The 16,175-nt window shown below is 72.5% G+C and carries 14 protein-coding genes; 9 read left to right on the forward strand and 5 right to left on the reverse strand.

The window, feature by feature from the left end; genetic code table 11:
* Positions 1 to 954: an urease accessory protein UreD gene (locus PZB75_RS28475; protein WP_275538158.1), complete on the forward strand. Its 954-nt coding sequence runs from the start codon at positions 1 to 3 to the stop codon at positions 952 to 954.
* A 76-nt stretch (positions 955 to 1,030) separates the two neighbouring features.
* Positions 1,031 to 2,377: an ammonium transporter gene (locus tag PZB75_RS28480; protein WP_275538159.1), complete on the forward strand. Its 1,347-nt coding sequence runs from the start codon at positions 1,031 to 1,033 to the stop codon at positions 2,375 to 2,377.
* A 50-nt stretch (positions 2,378 to 2,427) separates the two neighbouring features.
* On the opposite strand, the gene PZB75_RS28485 is transcribed toward PZB75_RS28480, so the two are convergent.
* Together PZB75_RS28485 and PZB75_RS28490 are read right to left on the reverse strand one after the other, a co-directional pair.
* Positions 2,428 to 3,840, reverse strand: coding sequence for a lipase maturation factor family protein (locus tag PZB75_RS28485; protein ID WP_275538160.1), 1,413 nt, complete (start codon positions 3,838 to 3,840; stop codon positions 2,428 to 2,430).
* A gap of 177 nt (positions 3,841 to 4,017) precedes the next feature.
* On the reverse strand, positions 4,018 to 5,232 hold the full coding sequence (locus PZB75_RS28490) for an MFS transporter (RefSeq protein ID WP_275538161.1): 1,215 nt from the start codon (positions 5,230 to 5,232) through the stop codon (positions 4,018 to 4,020).
* Between the two features lie 354 nt (positions 5,233 to 5,586).
* On the opposite strand from PZB75_RS28490, the gene PZB75_RS28495 reads away from it, so the two are divergent.
* The 6 genes from PZB75_RS28495 to PZB75_RS28520 all read left to right on the forward strand — a co-directional run bounded on the left by PZB75_RS28495 (position 5,587) and on the right by PZB75_RS28520 (position 13,016).
* The gene (locus PZB75_RS28495) at positions 5,587 to 7,572 is read left to right on the forward strand and encodes a SpoIIE family protein phosphatase (protein WP_275538904.1); all 1,986 of its coding nucleotides are present in this window, start codon (positions 5,587 to 5,589) and stop codon (positions 7,570 to 7,572) included.
* Positions 7,573 to 7,820: 248 nt separating this feature from the next.
* The gene (locus tag PZB75_RS28500; protein ID WP_275538162.1) at positions 7,821 to 8,681 is read left to right on the forward strand and encodes a DNA-formamidopyrimidine glycosylase family protein; all 861 of its coding nucleotides are present in this window, start codon (positions 7,821 to 7,823) and stop codon (positions 8,679 to 8,681) included.
* A 489-nt stretch (positions 8,682 to 9,170) separates the two neighbouring features.
* The gene (locus PZB75_RS28505) at positions 9,171 to 9,923 is read left to right on the forward strand and encodes a LytTR family DNA-binding domain-containing protein (protein WP_275538163.1); all 753 of its coding nucleotides are present in this window, start codon (positions 9,171 to 9,173) and stop codon (positions 9,921 to 9,923) included.
* Between the two features lie 56 nt (positions 9,924 to 9,979).
* The gene (locus tag PZB75_RS28510; RefSeq protein WP_275538164.1) at positions 9,980 to 10,342 is read left to right on the forward strand and encodes a hypothetical protein; all 363 of its coding nucleotides are present in this window, start codon (positions 9,980 to 9,982) and stop codon (positions 10,340 to 10,342) included.
* Complete coding sequence (locus PZB75_RS28515) at positions 10,339 to 11,829, forward strand: cation acetate symporter (RefSeq protein WP_275538165.1); 1,491 nt, start codon at positions 10,339 to 10,341, stop codon at positions 11,827 to 11,829. Before PZB75_RS28510 ends, PZB75_RS28515 begins: the two co-directional genes overlap by 4 nt.
* A complete protein-coding gene (locus tag PZB75_RS28520; protein WP_275538166.1) occupies positions 11,826 to 13,016 on the forward strand; it encodes a histidine kinase in 1,191 nt (396 codons plus the stop codon). Before PZB75_RS28515 ends, PZB75_RS28520 begins: the two co-directional genes overlap by 4 nt.
* 49 nt (positions 13,017 to 13,065) lie before the next feature.
* Here the strand turns inward: PZB75_RS28520 and PZB75_RS28525 are convergent, their stop codons facing one another.
* Positions 13,066 to 13,665 carry a hypothetical protein gene (locus tag PZB75_RS28525; protein WP_275538167.1) on the reverse strand — a complete coding sequence of 200 codons (600 nt, stop codon included), beginning with the start codon at positions 13,663 to 13,665 and terminating at the stop codon, positions 13,066 to 13,068.
* Between the two features lie 111 nt (positions 13,666 to 13,776).
* On the opposite strand from PZB75_RS28525, the gene PZB75_RS28530 reads away from it, so the two are divergent.
* Positions 13,777 to 13,974 (forward strand): zf-HC2 domain-containing protein, encoded by a 198-nt coding sequence (locus tag PZB75_RS28530; protein WP_275538168.1) that lies wholly within the window; start codon positions 13,777 to 13,779, stop codon positions 13,972 to 13,974.
* Here PZB75_RS28530 and PZB75_RS28535 read toward each other — a convergent pair.
* Positions 13,908 to 14,477, reverse strand: coding sequence for a sigma-70 family RNA polymerase sigma factor (locus PZB75_RS28535; protein WP_275538169.1), 570 nt, complete (start codon positions 14,475 to 14,477; stop codon positions 13,908 to 13,910). The two genes, PZB75_RS28530 and PZB75_RS28535, sit on opposite strands and share 67 nt — an antisense overlap.
* A 247-nt stretch (positions 14,478 to 14,724) precedes the next feature.
* On the reverse strand, positions 14,725 to 16,167 hold the full coding sequence (locus tag PZB75_RS28540; protein WP_275538170.1) for an amino acid permease: 1,443 nt from the start codon (positions 16,165 to 16,167) through the stop codon (positions 14,725 to 14,727).
* Positions 16,168 to 16,175: the final 8 nt, after the last annotated feature.

Here is a 16,175-nt window from a genome sequence, read left to right on the forward strand (position 1 = left end):
GTGACGACCGCCCCGCCGCGCCGGCCGCGGGCCGACCGGCTCGCCGAGGGGTACTACGCCGCCGTCCGGATTCCCCCCGAGGTGGCCGCCCTGGCGTCCGTCCCCGACACCCTCGTCCCGGGCTCCCCGGCCAAGGTCGGCATCCTCGACCTGGGCTTCACCGTGCGGGGCGGGCGCACCGAGCTCGTCGAGCGCTACCAGAAGACGCCGTTGCAGATCATGCGCCCGCTGTGGATCGACGACGCGCTGCCCGGCATGGCGTACGTCTATCTGATGGCGACCGGCGGCGGTGTCGCGCAGGCCGACCGGTACCGGATGGACTTCCGCTGCGGACCCGGCACCCAGGTCCATCTGACCACCCAGGCGGCCACCAAGGTGTTCCGGATGGAGCACGACTACGCCAGCCAGCGCGTGCACCTGGAGGCGGAGCCCGGCGCGTACGTGGAGTACCTGCCGGACCCGCTGATCCCGTTCCGCGACTCACGCTTCTACCAACGCACCGAGGTGACGGTGGCGCACGGCGCGACCGTCGTCGTGGGGGACACCCTGACGGCCGGGCGACTCGCCCGCGGGGAGCGTCACGCCTACCGGGTCCTCGCCACCGACCTGCGGATCACCCGGCCGGACGGCACCCTCCTCGCCATCGACACCCTGCGTCTCGCGTCCGGCGGGGGAGTGCTCGGGCCGGGCGTCTTCGCCGGGCACGACCATGTCGCCTCGCTCTTCGTCGTCACCGACGACGCCCCCGCCGCCGAGATCGCCGACACGCTGCACCGCGCGCTCGACGGTCAGGGAGTGCTGTACGGGGTCAGCGTGCTGCCCCGGGACTGCGGCGCCTGGCTGCGGCTCCTCGACGACAGCCCCGTCCGCACCGCCGCCGCGACGAAGGCCGCCTGGCACGCGGTACGCACCCTGCTCACCGGCAGCCCGCCGCCCGATCTGCGCAAGCCCTGAGTCCCCGGCCCGGCCCGGTCCGCCCGGAGGGACCCGGCGCCCGCCCTTCCCCCACACCCTCACGAGGTATCCGTCGATGAACACCGCTCCCGCGCCGATGCCACCCGCGTACGACTCAGGGGACACCGCCTGGCTGCTGGCCTCCACCGCCATGGTGCTGCTGATGACCCCAGGACTGGCGTTCTTCTACGGCGGTATGGTCCGCACCCGGCACGTCCTGATGATGATCAAGATGAGCTTCGCCGCGCTCGCCTTCGGCAGCCTGGTCTGGTGGGCGATCGGCTACACGCTCGCCTTCGGCCCCGATGTGGGCGGCGCCGGACTCATCGGCAACCTCGACCACGCGTTCATGCGCGACATCGGCCTCACCACGCTGTCGGGCGCCATTCCCACGTACGTCTACAGCACGTTCCAGATGGGCTTCGCCGTCATCACCGTCGCCCTGATCAGCGGCTCCATCGCCGACCGCGCCACGATGAGGGGCTGGCTGGTCTTCGTCGTCCTGTGGCTGCTCATCGTCTACATCCCGATCGCGCACTGGGTGTTCGACCGGGACGGCTGGATCGTGCGCCATCTCGGCGCCCTCGACTTCGCCGGCGGGCTCCCGGTGGAGCTCAACTCGGGAATCGCCGGTCTGGCGGCGGCCATCGTGCTGCGGGCGCCCCGCGACTTCGCCCGGCGTGCGGAGCGGCCCAACAACATCCCGCTGGTGGTGATCGGGGTGGCGCTGCTCTGGTTCGGCTGGTTCGGCTTCAACTCCGGTTCGGCGCTGACCGATCAGGGTACCGCCGCCGCGGCGTTCATCAACACCCAGCTCGGCGCCGTGGGCGCCATGGTCACCTGGCCGCTGGTGGAGAAGTGGCGCACCGGCCGGGTCACCACGACGGGAGTCGTCTCGTCGGCGGTGGCGGGCATGGTCGCCATCACCCCGGCCTGCGGTGAGATCGACACCACCGGGGCCGTCGTCACCGGGCTGGTCGTGGGACTCGTCTGCGCCTTCGCCATCACGCTGAAGTACCGCGTCGGCGTCGACGACACCCTCGACGTCGTCGGCGTGCACGGGGTCGGAGGTCTCATCGGTCTGATCATGGTCGGACTGTTCGCCACCGCCCGGATCAGCGGCAAGGAAGGGCTGTTCTACGGCGGTGGCTGGGGGCTGCTGGGCAAGCAGCTCGTCGCGGTTGTCTCCGTGGCCGCCTTCTCCTTCGTCCTCACCTGGCTCATCGCGAAGGCCGTGGACCTGACGGTCGGCTTCCGTGCCGGGGCGGAGTACGAGAAGGTGCCGGGCGACGAGGAGGAGCGCGCGTACGACTTCGAGACCGCCGAGCGCCTGGGCGCCCTGGTCCCGGGGAAGTCCGTCGCCGACGACGAACTCGTCGAGCAGATCCGACGGCTCCTCAGAGCCCGTCAGGACGCCGGATAGCACCCTCCGGCCTCGCCGTCGCCTCCCGGCCTCGCTGTCGCCCCTCGGCCTCAGCGCCGCCCGGCGCGGGTGGGGCGCAGGAAGTCGCGCACCTGGACGCGGTGCCACCAGTGGCCGGTGGCCCGCAGCTCGCGCCAGGTCGTGAACCGGTAGCGGTACACCTGGGCGCGGATGTGCGCGGGCGGGGCGTCGGAGAAGGGATTGTGGCGCAGCAGCCGCAGGGTGTCCCGGTCGTTCGCCAGCAGCCGTTCGACGAACGGCCCGAACCATGACCGGGCGTACGCGGGGGAGAGGGCCGCGAACCACATCATCCAGTCCAGCCGCAGGTGGTACGGGGCGAACTGACGCGGCAGCCGGCCGGGCTCACCCGGCTTGCCCCGGAAGCCGTACTCCTTCCACACGGTGTCCTCGCGGACCACCGCCTCGTCCGTGCCCTCGACGACGACTTCGAGCCGGACCCGGCTGACGCTGCCGAACGCGCCGTAGGAGTTGACCAGGCGCAGCGGGTCGAAGGACCGGTTCATCGCCTGGCGGCGCGAGACGAGATTGCGCGCCGGGTTCCGGCTCAGGAACAGGACCAGCACGGTGACGGCGATGACGGTCACCTCGTACCAGAGCGGCGCCGGCGGGCGGGGGGACGGTCCTGACGAGGGCGACCAGTCGACCACCGACAGGGCGAGCACGACGGTCAGCCAGTTGAGCCAGGCAAAGTTCCCCGAGAGCACCAGCCACATCTGGGTCACGATCATCAGGCCCGCCGCCACGCCGGCCACCGGCTGCGGGACGAAGAGCAGCACCGGCAGGACGAGCTGGGTGACGTGGTTGGCCGCCACCTCCACCCGGTGGACGGGCTCGGGCAGCCGGTGGAAGAACCAGCTCAGCGGTCCCGGCATCGGCTGCGTCTCGTGGTGGAAGTCCAGACAGGTCAGCCGACGCCAGCAGTCGTCACCACGGATCTTGATCATTCCGGCGCCGAACTCCACCCGGAACAGCACCCAGCGCAGCAGCCACAGCACCAGTACGGGTGGACCGGTGTCCGCGTTGCCGAGGAAGACGGCGAGGAAGCCGGTCTCCAGGAGCAGCGACTCCCAGCCGAACCCGTACCAGACCTGTCCGACCTGGACGATCGACAGGTACAACGCCCACGGCAGCGCCCACATCACCATCGCCGCCCAGAGCGGGAGGCGGGAGTCCACCCCGGCGGCCAGCAGGACGGAGAGCAGACAGCCGGTCCAGGCGACGGCGGCGAACGCGCGGTCGGAGTAGTGCAGCCGGAAGAGACCGGGAGCGTCCTGCCAGCGGGTGCGGCGCAGCAGTTCGGGTACGGGGAGCATGCCGCGCTCGCCGATCAGTGCCCGGAACTGGAGTGCGGCGGCGAGGAACGCGACCAGATAGACACCGGCCAGAGCGCGCTGGAAGACCAGCCTGCTCAGCCAGTAGCCGTCCGAGGTGAACCAGTCCATCACGCTCAGTATCACCCGGCCGTCGTGATCGGAGCGCTCCGAGGAGCCGGTGCGGCGTGGTGCCCGGCGATCGGCGTACCACCGATCGGGAGTGCCGCCCGGCTCACGGGGGCGGCCGTGCGGACCGGCCGGGGCCGCGGCCGGCGCGGACGAGCAGGGCGCCGCTCTCCCCGGCCGTCAGCCGGCCGGTTCGGGTTCCCGCCGGAAGCGGCGCGCCAGCAGCACACCGATCACGGCCGCGATCACCACCACGCAGGCCGTGAACGCCAGGCCCGCGTCGCGCAGTCCGACGGCGAGGGTCAGCGCCCCCACTCCGAGCACCGGCAGCGAGATCCCCAGATAGGCGACGACGAAGAACGCCGACGTGGTCTCGCCGCGCCGGTCCTGCGGGGTCCGCCCGGTCACCGCCGCCATTCCGGCGCGGAAGGAGAGACCCTGCCCGAGCCCCGCGACCACCGCCCCCGCGGCCAGCAGGGCCAGCGAGGAGAACAGCAGCGATCCACCGATCAGGAGCATGCCCGCCACCAGGACGAAGCACCCGGCGGGCAGCGCCCGTCCCGCGCCGAACCGCCGCGTCGCCAACTGCCCCACGGTGGACGCGGCGAACGCGGCGAAGACGACCGCCCCGGAGACCGCCGGATCGTCCACCCCGAGGTCGTCGTGCATGAAGCTGGGGGCCACCGAGGTGAACAGACCGAACATGGAGAACCCGGCGAACGCGGCCAGCGCGGCGGGCACGAACACGCCCCGCACCTCCCGGGGCACGTGGGGCGGCCGGGGACGCAGCGGCGGCCGGGGCTCCCGGCGGCGGACGGTCTCGGGCAGCGGCAGCGTCAGACCGATGGCCACCACCAGCAGACCCAGATGGGTGAGGTACGGCAGCCGCAGCGGCCAGGGGGCGTAGGCGGCCAGCACTCCGGCGAGGAGCGGGCCGCAGCCGAGGCCGCCCATGTTGGCGGCGGTCGCGGCGAACGCCGCCCGGTCCTTCCGGTCCGGCGGCGCCAGTTCCATGACCGCGACGGTCGCCGTACCGGTGAGCAGCCCCGCGGCCAGCCCGGACAGCACCCGTCCGGTGAACAGCAGGGGCAGACCGCTCTCCAGGACGAAGCACACCCCGCTCGCCAGGGACAGACCGAGCGAGGTCAGCAGCACCGGCTTGCGCCCCAGCAGATCGGAGAAGTCGCCCGCCAGGACGAGCACCGCGATCACCCCGGCCGCGTACGTCGCGAAGATCACCGTCACCATCAGCGAGGAGAAGCCGATCTCGTCCTGGTACAGGCCGTACAGCGGTGTCGGAAGGGTGGTGCCCGCCATGCCGACCGCGAAGGTGTAGGCGGCGGCCCGGTAGTGCCAGGGGCGTGCCGGAGGCGAGTCCGCTTTTCCGATCTCCATATCGAGCACCCTAAGGTCCGTCCCGTAGTCCGCGGTGGAGCAGCGCGCGGCGCCGGACGCGGTGCGTCGCGAGGCGGAGGGACCTTCACATACCGGATGTGCACGTCGACGTTCCGACAGCGCCGCGAGACGCCGTGGCTGTCGTCGCGTGCCCGCCAGGGACCACGGGACGGCCCTCGGGGGCGGGACGGGAGGGCCGGCTCCATGGACGCCGTCCCGGGTGCGCGGGCCGATGGCTGCGCCTAGCGTGGCCCCATGGACGCGGGCAGCCGGGGTGGTGAGGCGGCCGAGTGCTGCCGTGGGGGCGTGGGGGAGCCCGGCTGCTTTCTGCGGGAGTACGGGCACGGGCTCGGCATGGGCAGCTTCGACTGGGACCTGGACAGCGGCCTGATGCGGATGGACGCGCCCGCCCTCGCGGTGTTCGACCTGACCCCCGAGGAGTACGACGACCGGCCCGAGACCCTGGCCCGGCGCATGCCGCCCGACGAGGCGGTCGGTCTGGACGCCAAGGTCGCGCGGGCGCTGAAGAGCGGGAAGGGCAACTACGGCGCCTACTTCCGGATCACGCGCGAGCACGGAGACCCGCGCTGGGGCCACACCCAGGGATTCATCCACCGGGACGGGACCGGCCGCCCGCTCCGCGTCGTCGGCATCGTCCGGGACGCCACCGACGAACTGGCCGAAGCCACCGCCCGCCGCGACGTGGACGAGGAACGCCGCCGCCGGACCAGCGTGGTCGAGGGCACCGCCGCCGCGCTCGCCCACGCGCGCACCGTCCAGGACGTCATCGAGGTGCTGAAGAACTCCCAGGGACTGGCGCACCTCGGCGCGGCCGACATCGTCCTGGGACTGCTGGAGGCGGGGCGCATCCACCTCGTGACGGAGGCACCCGAAGGGACGCATCCGCCCACCGACCGCTACACCCGGTTGGACGAGCCGTACCCGATGGGCGAGGTGATGCGCACCCTCACCCCCCGGTTCTTCGAGTCCGCCGACGAGTTCGCCACCTCGTACCCGCTTCTGTGGCCGCACGTCAGCCCCCTCGGGGTCACCGCCGCCGCCTACCTGCCGCTGATCGCCCAGGCCCGGCCCATCGGGGCGATCGGACTGCTCTACCGCGACAAGGCGGGCTTCACCGCCGACGAACGCAACCTGCTGGTCGCGCTCGGCAGCTCCATCGCCCAGAGCCTCCAGCGCGCCGTGCTCTACGAGCAGGAGCACGACCTCGCACAGGGCCTCCAGCAGGCCATGCTGCCCCGCCGTATTCCCGAAGTGCCCGGAGCGCAGGTCGCCGTCCGCTACCGCCCGGCCCGGCTCGGCAGGGACATCGGCGGCGACTGGTACGACATCATCCCCCTGCCCGGCGGCCGGGTCGGCGCCGTCATCGGAGACGTACAGGGCCACGACACCCACGCGGCGGCCGTCATGGGCCAGCTGCGGATCGTGCTGCGCGCCTACGCGGCCGAGGGGCACAGCCCCGCCACCGTCATGGCACGGGCCTCCGTCTTCCTCGACGAACTCGACACCGACCGCTTCGCGACCTGTACGTACGCCGAGGTCGACCTCACCACCGGAGTGGTCCAGCTGGTGCGGGCCGGACACGTCGACCCGCTGATGCGCGACACCGACGGCGACTGCCGCCGGGTGCCCTCCGAGGGCGGGCTGCCGCTCGGGCTCTCGGCCGAGTTCGGACGGCTCGAATACCCGGTCAGCACCATCGAACTCGACCCCGGACAGACCATGGTGCTCTACACCGACGGGCTGGTGGAGCAGCCGGGCGCCGACCTCGACGAAGGCATGCGACTGCTCACCGCCCTGGTCCGCGACGGCCCCCGCGACCTCCAGCGACTGGCCGACCGGCTCTGCGAGGTGATCGACGAACGCGGTGGTGAGGACGACGTCGCGGTGCTCCTGCTGCGCCGCCGGGTCTCCCAGGCCCCGCAGCCGGGCGGCCGGCTCCAGCAGCACGTCGCGCAGAGCGACCCGGAGGCGCTGAGCTCCGCCCGGCAGATGGTGCGGGCCGCGGTGGGGGCCTGGGGCGCCCGGGACAGGGCCGACGAGATCGAACTGGCCGCCGACGAGCTGATGACCAACGCGCTGATGCACACCGACGGCGGCGCGATCGTCACGGTACGGGTGCTCACCGGTCCCGCGCGGCGGCTGCGGGTCGATGTGGAGGACCGGTCGAGCGCGCTTCCGCGCCGCCGCGACGCTGGCGAGTCGGGGGTCTCCGGTCGTGGGCTGATGCTGGTGGACCGGCTGGCGGACGGCTGGGGCGTGGAGGCCCGGGGCAGCGGCAAGTGCGTGTGGTGCGAGTTCGTCATCCCCGGCCGGGAGTGACCGGCCCGGTCGTCGGGCCGCGCACGGCCGGGGCCCTTCGCCCCGCCGCGCCTGTCCGGGTGGCCTCCGCCCGCCACACGTGGGCATCGGAGCCCTCGGCTCCGCCGCGGCGCGCCCGACGGACGGAGCCTCGGACGTCCGGGGCGGGCAGGGGCCGGCGTGAGGCGGTCCGGGGGCCTGGTCCGGCACGGGGCGCCTCCCGGGAAACCCGGGAGGCATCCGCCCCCGGACTGCGGCAGGCTGGAACCATGCCCGAACTCCCGGAAGTCGAAGCCCTGCGGGACTTCCTCGACACCCACCTGGTCGGCAAGGAGATCGCACGGGTCCTGCCGCTGGCGATCAGCGTGCTCAAGACGTACGACCCGCCGCTCACCGCCCTGGAGGGCGGTACGGTCTCCGGTGTCGCCCGGCACGGCAAGTTCCTCGACATCGAGGCCGGCCCGCTGCACCTCGTCATCCACCTCGCGCGGGCCGGCTGGCTCCGGTGGAAGGACGGTTTCCCCGCGACCCCGCCCCGCCCCGGAAAGGGGCCCCTCGCCCTGCGTACCGTGCTCACCGGGGGCGACGGCTTCGACCTCACCGAGATGGGCACCACCAAACGCCTCGCCGTCCATCTGGTGCGTGACCCGGCGAGCGTCCCCGGCATCGCCCGGCTCGGACCCGACCCGCTCGACGACTCCTTCGACCGTGAGGCGTTCGCCGCGCTGCTCGCCGGGGAACGCCGCCGCATCAAGGGCGCCCTGCGCGACCAGAGCCTCATCGCGGGCATCGGCAACGCCTACAGCGACGAGATCCTGCACGCAGCGCGGATGTCCCCGTTCAAAACGACGTCGAGCCTCACCGACGAGGACATCACCCGGCTCCACACCGCGCTGCGCACCACACTCCTGGAGGCCGTCGAGCGCTCGCGCGGGGTCGCCGCCGGACGGCTCAAGGCGGAGAAGAAGGGCGGGCTACGGGTCCACGGGCGGGCGGGGGAGCCCTGCCCGGTGTGCGGCGACACCATCCGGGAGGTCTCGTTCAGCGACTCCGCGCTCCAGTACTGCCCCACCTGCCAGACCGGCGGCCGGCTGCTCGCCGACCGCAGACTGTCCCGGCTGCTGAAGTAACGGACGGCCACGAAGGGGCCCGCGCCGGGCGGACACCGGAGCGCCAGGGAAGGCCCTGGCGCCGGACCGGCATGTGGACCGGTCACGGCCGGGGCGAGACAGGGCGGGCCGCCGCCGGAGTGACGTGAGAACCGGTCACGGCCGGGGTGACACGGGTCCGCGCACGGCCGGAGGGACATGAGGACCGGTCACGGCCGGGGCGGCACTGGACCGCTCACGGCTGCGGTGACACGGGTCCGCCCACGGCCGGACGGACATGAGGACCGGTCATGGTCAGGGCGACACGGGACCGGCCACGGCCGGGTGACGGGACCGGCCACGGCCGGGTGACACGGACCCGTGCCACCGCCGGAGTGTCATGAGGGCCGGTCACGGCCGGGTGACACGGGTCCGGTCACTACTGCCCGTACCGCCCGGAACCGTCCCGTACGACGAGAACCCGTCCGCGGACCGGGCCATCCGCCCGGCAAGCCCCTAAACTCCGGCCTCATGCTCCGCGTACTCGCCGTCGACGACGAAGAACCCGCCCTGGAAGAACTGCTCTACCTGCTGCGCGCCGACCCCCGCATCGGCAGCGCCGAAGGCGCCACCGGGGCCACCGAGGCGCTGCGCCGCATCGGCGCCGCCGTCGACGCGGGACCCGAAGACCCGGCCGCCGTCGACGTCGTCTTCCTCGACATCCACATGGCGGGCCTCACCGGGCTCGACGTCGCCCAGCTGCTGGCCGGATTCGCCGCGCCCCCGCTCATCGTCTTCGTCACCGCCCACGAGGGGTTCGCCGTCCACGCCTTCGACCTCAAGGCCGTCGACTACGTCCTCAAACCCGTCCGCAGGGAACGCCTCGCCGAGGCCGTGCGCCGGGTCGCCGAACAGGTCGGCGACCGTCAGGCGCCCGTCCACGACACCGCCGCCGACCAGATACCCGTCGAACTCGGCGGCGTCACCCGGTTCGTCGCCGTCGACGACATCACCTACGCCGAGGCCCAGGGCGACTACGCCCGTCTGCACACCGCGACCGGCAGCCACCTCGTACGCGTCCCCCTCACCACCCTTGAGGAACGCTGGCGCTCACGCGGTTTCGTCCGCATCCACCGCCGTCATCTCGTCGCCCTCGGCCGCATCGACGAACTCCGGCTCGACGCGGGCAGCATGAGCGTCCGAGTCGGCACCGCCGAACTCGCCGTGAGCCGCCGCCACACCCGCGCCCTGCGTGATCTGCTGATGCGGCAGACCGGCCGCTGACCAGCGGCTTCCCGGCCCTTCCCAGGCGGGCCCCGCGCTGCGTACACTCCGAGGCCATGTCCGCAGAGCCCACACCCCGGCGCGAAGTGGTGACGGGAGAGCCCCGGCGGGTACGCCCGCTGCCCCGCTACCGCGCCCAGTCGGAGATCGACGAGCAGACCGCCCTCGGCGGCGCCTACGTCCGCTCGCTGATGCGCAGTCAGCTCCGCGCCGGAGTCACCGCGTTCGCCGTGCTCGCCCTCGTCGTCGGCACCCTGCCCCTGGTCTTCGAGGCACTGCGCAGCGCCGCCCTCGTCTGGGCCGTCCTCGGCTTCGCCGCCTATCCGCCGCTCACCCTCATCGCCTGGTGGTACGTGCGCCGCGCGGAACGCAACGAACGGGACTTCGCCCGGCTGGTGGAAGGCCGCCCCGCGCAGTGAGCAGACCCGATCACCTGGCGTCGGTGGTGGCCGTGGCCGTCGTGGTCCTCGCCACCGTCCTCGTCGGCGGCTTCGGCCTGCGCATCTCCCGCACCACCTCCGACTTCTACGTCGCCTCCCGCACCGTGCGGCCCCGGCTCAACGCGGCGGCGATCAGCGGCGAATACCTCTCCGCCGCCTCCTTCCTCGGCATCGCGGGACTCGTGCTCACGCACGGCCCCGACATGCTCTGGTACCCGGTCGGCTACACCGCCGGCTACCTCGTGCTCCTGGTGTTCGTCGCCGCGCCGCTGCGCCGCTCGGGGGCGTACACCCTGCCCGACTTCGCCGAGGGCCGGCTCGAATCGCTCCGGGCCCGCCGACTGGTCAGTGTGCTCGTCGTCGGCGCGGGCTGGCTCTACCTCGTCCCCCAACTCCAGGGCGCCGGGCTCACCCTGAACATCCTGACCGGGGCGCCGGGCTGGTTCGGTGACGTCCTCGTCGCCTCGGTGGTCGTGGTCGCCGTCGCCGCCGGGGGCATGCGCAGCATCACCTTCGTCCAGGTCTTCCAGTACTGGCTGAAACTGACCGCGCTGCTCGTCCCGGCCATCTTCCTGGTGCTGGCCTGGCGGGGCGACGGTCAGCCCCGCGTCACCTTCGACCCGCAGCTGTCCGTCTTCCGCGCCGCCCACCCGCTGTACGCCACCTACGGGCTGATCGTCGCGACGTTCCTCGGCACCATGGGGCTGCCGCACGTCGTCGTCCGCTTCTACACCAGCCCCAACGGCCGCGACGCCCGCCGCACGACCGTCGCCGTACTCGCCCTGGTCGGCCTGTTCTACCTGCTGCCACCCGTCTACGGGGCCCTCGGCAGGCTGTACGCCCCCGAGCTGATCCAGGGCGGGGACGCGGACGCCGCCGTGCTCCTGCTGCCCGCCCGGATCGTCGGCGGCCTCGGCGGGGACCTGCTCGGCGCGCTCATCGCGGGCGGGGCGTTCGCCGCGTTCCTGTCCACCGCCTCCGGGCTCACCATGGCGGTCGCCGGGGTCATCACCCAGGACGTCCTCCCGTCACGCGGTGTACGGCACTTCCGGCTGGCGACCCTCCTCGCCGTCGCCGTCCCGCTCTGCGGCTCGCTGCTGGTCGGCCGGGTGCCGGTGGCCGACGCCGTCGGCATGGCGTTCGCGGTCTCCGCCTCCTCCTTCTGCCCCCTGCTGGTCCTCGGCATCTGGTGGCGGCGGCTGACCCCGCCCGGCGCGATGGCCGGGCTGCTGCTCGGCGGCGGCTCGGCGCTGCTGTCGGTCGCGATCACCGTCAGCGGCGCGGTGCGCCCGCCCGGCTGGCCGCACGCGCTGCTCGCCTGGCCCGCCGTCTGGTCGGTCCCGGTCGGCTTCCTCGCGATGATCCTCGTCTCGCTCGCCACCCCCGGCCGGATACCCGCGGGCACCAACGCCGCCATGACCCGCTTCCATCTGCCGGAGGCGCTGGCCTCGGGACGGCAGCGATGACCGGGCCCGGCGCCGCCGCCCTCGTCCTCCTCGCCCTGCTGCTGCTCGGCGCCGGCTTCGTCGCCGGCCGCCGTACCGCCACCCCCGTCCGGCCCAGTGACGTCGGCACCCCCGTCGAACACGCCACCTTCGAGACCCTGCACACCGCGTCCCTCGCCGCACCCCCGCTGCGCGCCGGACTCACCGAGGAGAGCGCCCGCCGGTCCGCGCGCCGGCTGCGCTCACTGCTCGGCACCGACGCGCTCTGTCTGACCGACCGGGACCGGGTGCTCGTCTGGGACGGCGACGGCGAACACCACGGCAAGGAGGTGATGGACCACCTCCAGGGGCTGCTGGCCAGCGGCCGGGACACCGCCTTCCGCAGCGGCTGCGGCGACCTCGACTGCCCCCTGCGCTGGGCGGTGGCCGTACCGCTGACCGTCGACCACCGCGTCCTCGGCACCCTGGTCGCGTACGCCCCACGTGAGTCGGCGGTCCTGGCCAGGGCCGCCGGGGAGGTCGCGCGCTGGGTCTGCGTCCAACTGGAGCTGGCCGAGCTGGACCGGTCCCGCACCCAGCTCATCGAGGCGGAGATCAGGGCGCTGCGGGCACAGATATCCCCGCACTTCATCTTCAACTCACTCGCCGCCATCGCCTCGTTCGTCCGGACCGACCCGGAACAGGCCCGCGAACTCCTGCTGGAGTTCGCCGACTTCACCCGCTACTCGTTCCGCAGGCATGGCGAGTTCACCACGCTCGCCGACGAACTCCACTCCATCGACCAGTATCTGGCGCTGGTACGGGCGCGGTTCGGCGAACGGCTCGCGGTCACCCTCCAGGTCGCCCCCGAGGTGCTGCCGGTCGCGCTGCCGTTCCTCTGTCTCCAGCCCCTGGTCGAGAACGCCGTCAAACACGGCCTGGAAGGCGCGGTCACCCGCAGCCGCATCACCATCAGCGCCCTGGACGCGGGCTCCGAGGCGGAGGTCGTCATCGAGGACGACGGCACCGGCATGGACCCCGGGCGGCTGCGCCGGATTTTGCGGGGAGAGGGCGACACCTCGACCGGCATCGGACTGCTCAACGTGGACGAGCGGCTGCGCCAGGTGTACGGCGACGACTACGGGCTCGTCATCGAGACGGGCGTCGGCGCGGGGATGAGGATCACCGTACGACTGCCCAAGTACCGCGCCGGGGTGCACGGTTCCTGACGAGCCGGGACGAGACCGTTCGACAGGGACGGGCCCACGGGGGCTCCGCTCAGCACAGATGGACCGCCAGATGCCCCAGTGGCAGCCCCAACTGCCAGGCCGGGGTCCACACCTGCGCCTCCCGCGTCCCCGGCCGGCCGCCCTCCCCGTCCATGTCCATATCCATGTCCACGTTCTCCACGCGTTTCCCGGACGCCTCCCACCCGAGGGACGGGCCGATCGCTTCGAGATCGGCGGCGAGCAGCTCGGTCTCCTCCAGCCACCGCCAGGCCGCGCGGGCGAGTGCCAGATCGGGACCGGTCCGGCCCCGGTTCCCGTGCCGGTCCCCGGAAGCGGCCTCGTGCTGCGCGGCCGCCAGGACCGCCAGGCTGTCGAGCCGTTCCCGGACCCAGCCGCGCCACGCCGGTCCGCAGGCCGTGAGCCGGCGCAGTTCGTCCGCCCGGGCCGACGGCGGGGTGTCGGCCGCCGCCCCGTCCGACAGGAACACGGTCAGGGCCAGTGCGTCGCGCCCCGCGCGGTACTCCAGCGTGGTCGGCGGCATCAGATCGCCGGACCGCAGCAGCCCGTCCGCGATGTATTCGGCGTACAACCAGGCCATCGGGACCAGCAGCCCGCCCCCACCGGTTCCATCCGTATGATCCGGACGCATCCCGTCTCGCCTCTTTCTCTCTCGGCACCGCGCTTCACGGAGCATTGAACCGGGGCCGCGCGCCCCGCGTGGGCAGAAGGGCAGTATCCGTCGGCAGGACACGAGGTTGCGATGACCGGTGAGCCCGTGGAGGGCCCGCATGTGCGGCAGTTGCTCGGTGGTTACGTCCTCGACGCGCTGCCCGCCGACGAGACCTGGCTGGTCTCCCGGCATCTGCAGATCTGCGACGGCTGCGCCGCCGACTACGTGGAGGTCGCGGAGGCCGCGGCCTTGCTCGCCCTGCTCGACGAGGACGACCTGCTGGAGTAGCCCGGGAGACCGCGCGACAGCAGCCGCAGGGCGTAGTAGGAACGGGACTTGACCGTGCCCGGCGGAATGCCGAGCACCCGCGCGGTCTCGCCCACGCTGAGCCCACGGAAGTAGATCTGGACCAGCACGGCCCGGTGCTCGGGGCTGAGCGTCCTGACCGCCTGGCGCACATCGAGCGCGGCGACCGTGGTCTCCGCCGGGTCCCCGGGACCTGGCGCCCCGTCCAGCCCGGTGTCGCCGACCTCGACCGGACGGGCCTGCCGGGACCGGCGCGCGTCGATCGCCAGCCGTCTGCCCACCGTGAAGAGCCAGGGCCGCATCGATTCGTACGGCCCGTCGAACGCCTCCGGGTGCTGCCAGGCCCGTACCAGCGTCTCCTGGAGCAGATCCTCGGCCCGCTGCCGGTCGCCGAAGGTCAGACCGAGCAGGAAGTGGAAGAGCGCGGGCCCGTGCTCGCGCTGCAACTCCGCGATGGCCCGCTCATCGGTCGTGGTGATGGTCATCGTGAACGCCCTTCCCCCGCGGAGGTCCCTGCCGCCTCGCCGCTGCCTGCCGTATCCGAACGCATCGCGGCGCGCGGGAACAGGCGGTGCGCCGCGACGTGCGACGAGCGGTCGGACGGAGCGGTGAATGGTGCGGTGAACGGTCGGCCGGTGGCAGGCGCGGCATCCGCCGGTCTCCCCGGCCGTGGTCCGGCAGGGGAGACCGGGCGGTGGGGCACGGGGAGGACCACCCGCTCGGCGCAGGAGGCTACCGCCCGTCCGGGCCCGGGGAGCCGGTCCCGCTCCGGGCCATCTCCGACTTCCGGTACGAGTACCCGAAGTAGACGACCAGACCGATCACGAACCAGACGGCGAACCGCACCCAGGTCTGCCACTGGAGGAACGTGATCAGCCAGACCGAGAACACCACACCGAGCGCGGGCACGAACGGCATTCCGGGAGTCCGGAACGTACGCGGCAGGTCCGGCTGCTTGTAGCGCAGCACGATCACCGCGACACACACCACGACGAACGCCAGCAGGATGCCGATGTTGGTCAGCTCGGCGGCCTCACCGATCGGCAGGAACCCGGCGATCACCGCCGAGGCGCCACCCACGATCCAGGTCACCCGGGTCGGCACATGACGTGTCGGGTGGGTCTTGGCGAACCACTTCGGCAGCAGCCCGTCGCGGCTCATGGAGAACCACACCCGGGTGACACCCAGCATGAAGGTGAACATCACCGTGAGGATGCCGATGATCGCGCCGACGGCGATCACATCGGCGAGACCGCCGAGTCCCACCGACTTGAAGGCGGTCGAGAAACCGGACTCGGGGTCGATGTCCTTGAAGTCCTGCATCCCCGTCAGCACCAGGCACGCCAGCACGTACAGCACCATGGAGATCGCCAGCGAGTACAGGATGGCCTTGGGCATGTGCCGCTGCGCGTCCTTGGACTCCTCGGCGGCCGTCGACATCGCGTCGTACCCGAACACCGCGAAGAACACCGTGGCCGCCCCGGTGAACGCCCCGCTCACCCCGAACGGGAAGAACGGGTGGTAGTTCCCGGTGTTGATGTGGAAGAACCCGACGGCGATGACGATCAGGACGACGAGCACCTTGAGACCGACCACGACGGTCTCGAAACGCGCCGCGTTCCGGATGCCGAGCGTGAGCAGGTACGCCACCAGCAGACACAGCAGCGCGGCGAACAGGTCGACCCGGTGTCCGTCCCCGGTGCCCGGCGCGCCCAGCATCCAGAACGGCAGGTCGAGTCCCGTCTCGCCGAGCAGGAAGCTGAAGTACCCGGAGATGCCGATGGCGACCACCGCCACGATCGCCGTGTACTCCAGCAGCAGGTCCCAGCCGATGAACCAGCCGACCAGCTCACCGAGTACCGCGTAGCCGTACGTGTACGCGGAGCCCGCCTTGGGGATCAGCCCCGCGAACTCCGCGTAGCTGAACGCGGCGGCGGCGCTCGCCACACCCGCGATCAGGAACGAGAGCAGGACGGCGGGCCCGGCCGTGCCGTTCGCGACGGTTCCGGCGAGGGTGAAGATGCCGGCCCCGATGATGCCGCCCACGCCGATCGCGGTGAGCTGCCACAGCCCGAGCGTTCTGGTGAGTGCGCTGCCGCTGCCCCCCGCCGTCTCGTCGATCAGCTCGATCGGCTTGCGGCGCAGTACTCCTTCGCCCGCCCGGAGCCTTGCCATGAGTCACC

It is taken from the genome of Streptomyces sp. AM 4-1-1 (genome assembly GCF_029167625.1).
Lineage (GTDB): Bacteria > Actinomycetota > Actinomycetes > Streptomycetales > Streptomycetaceae > Streptomyces.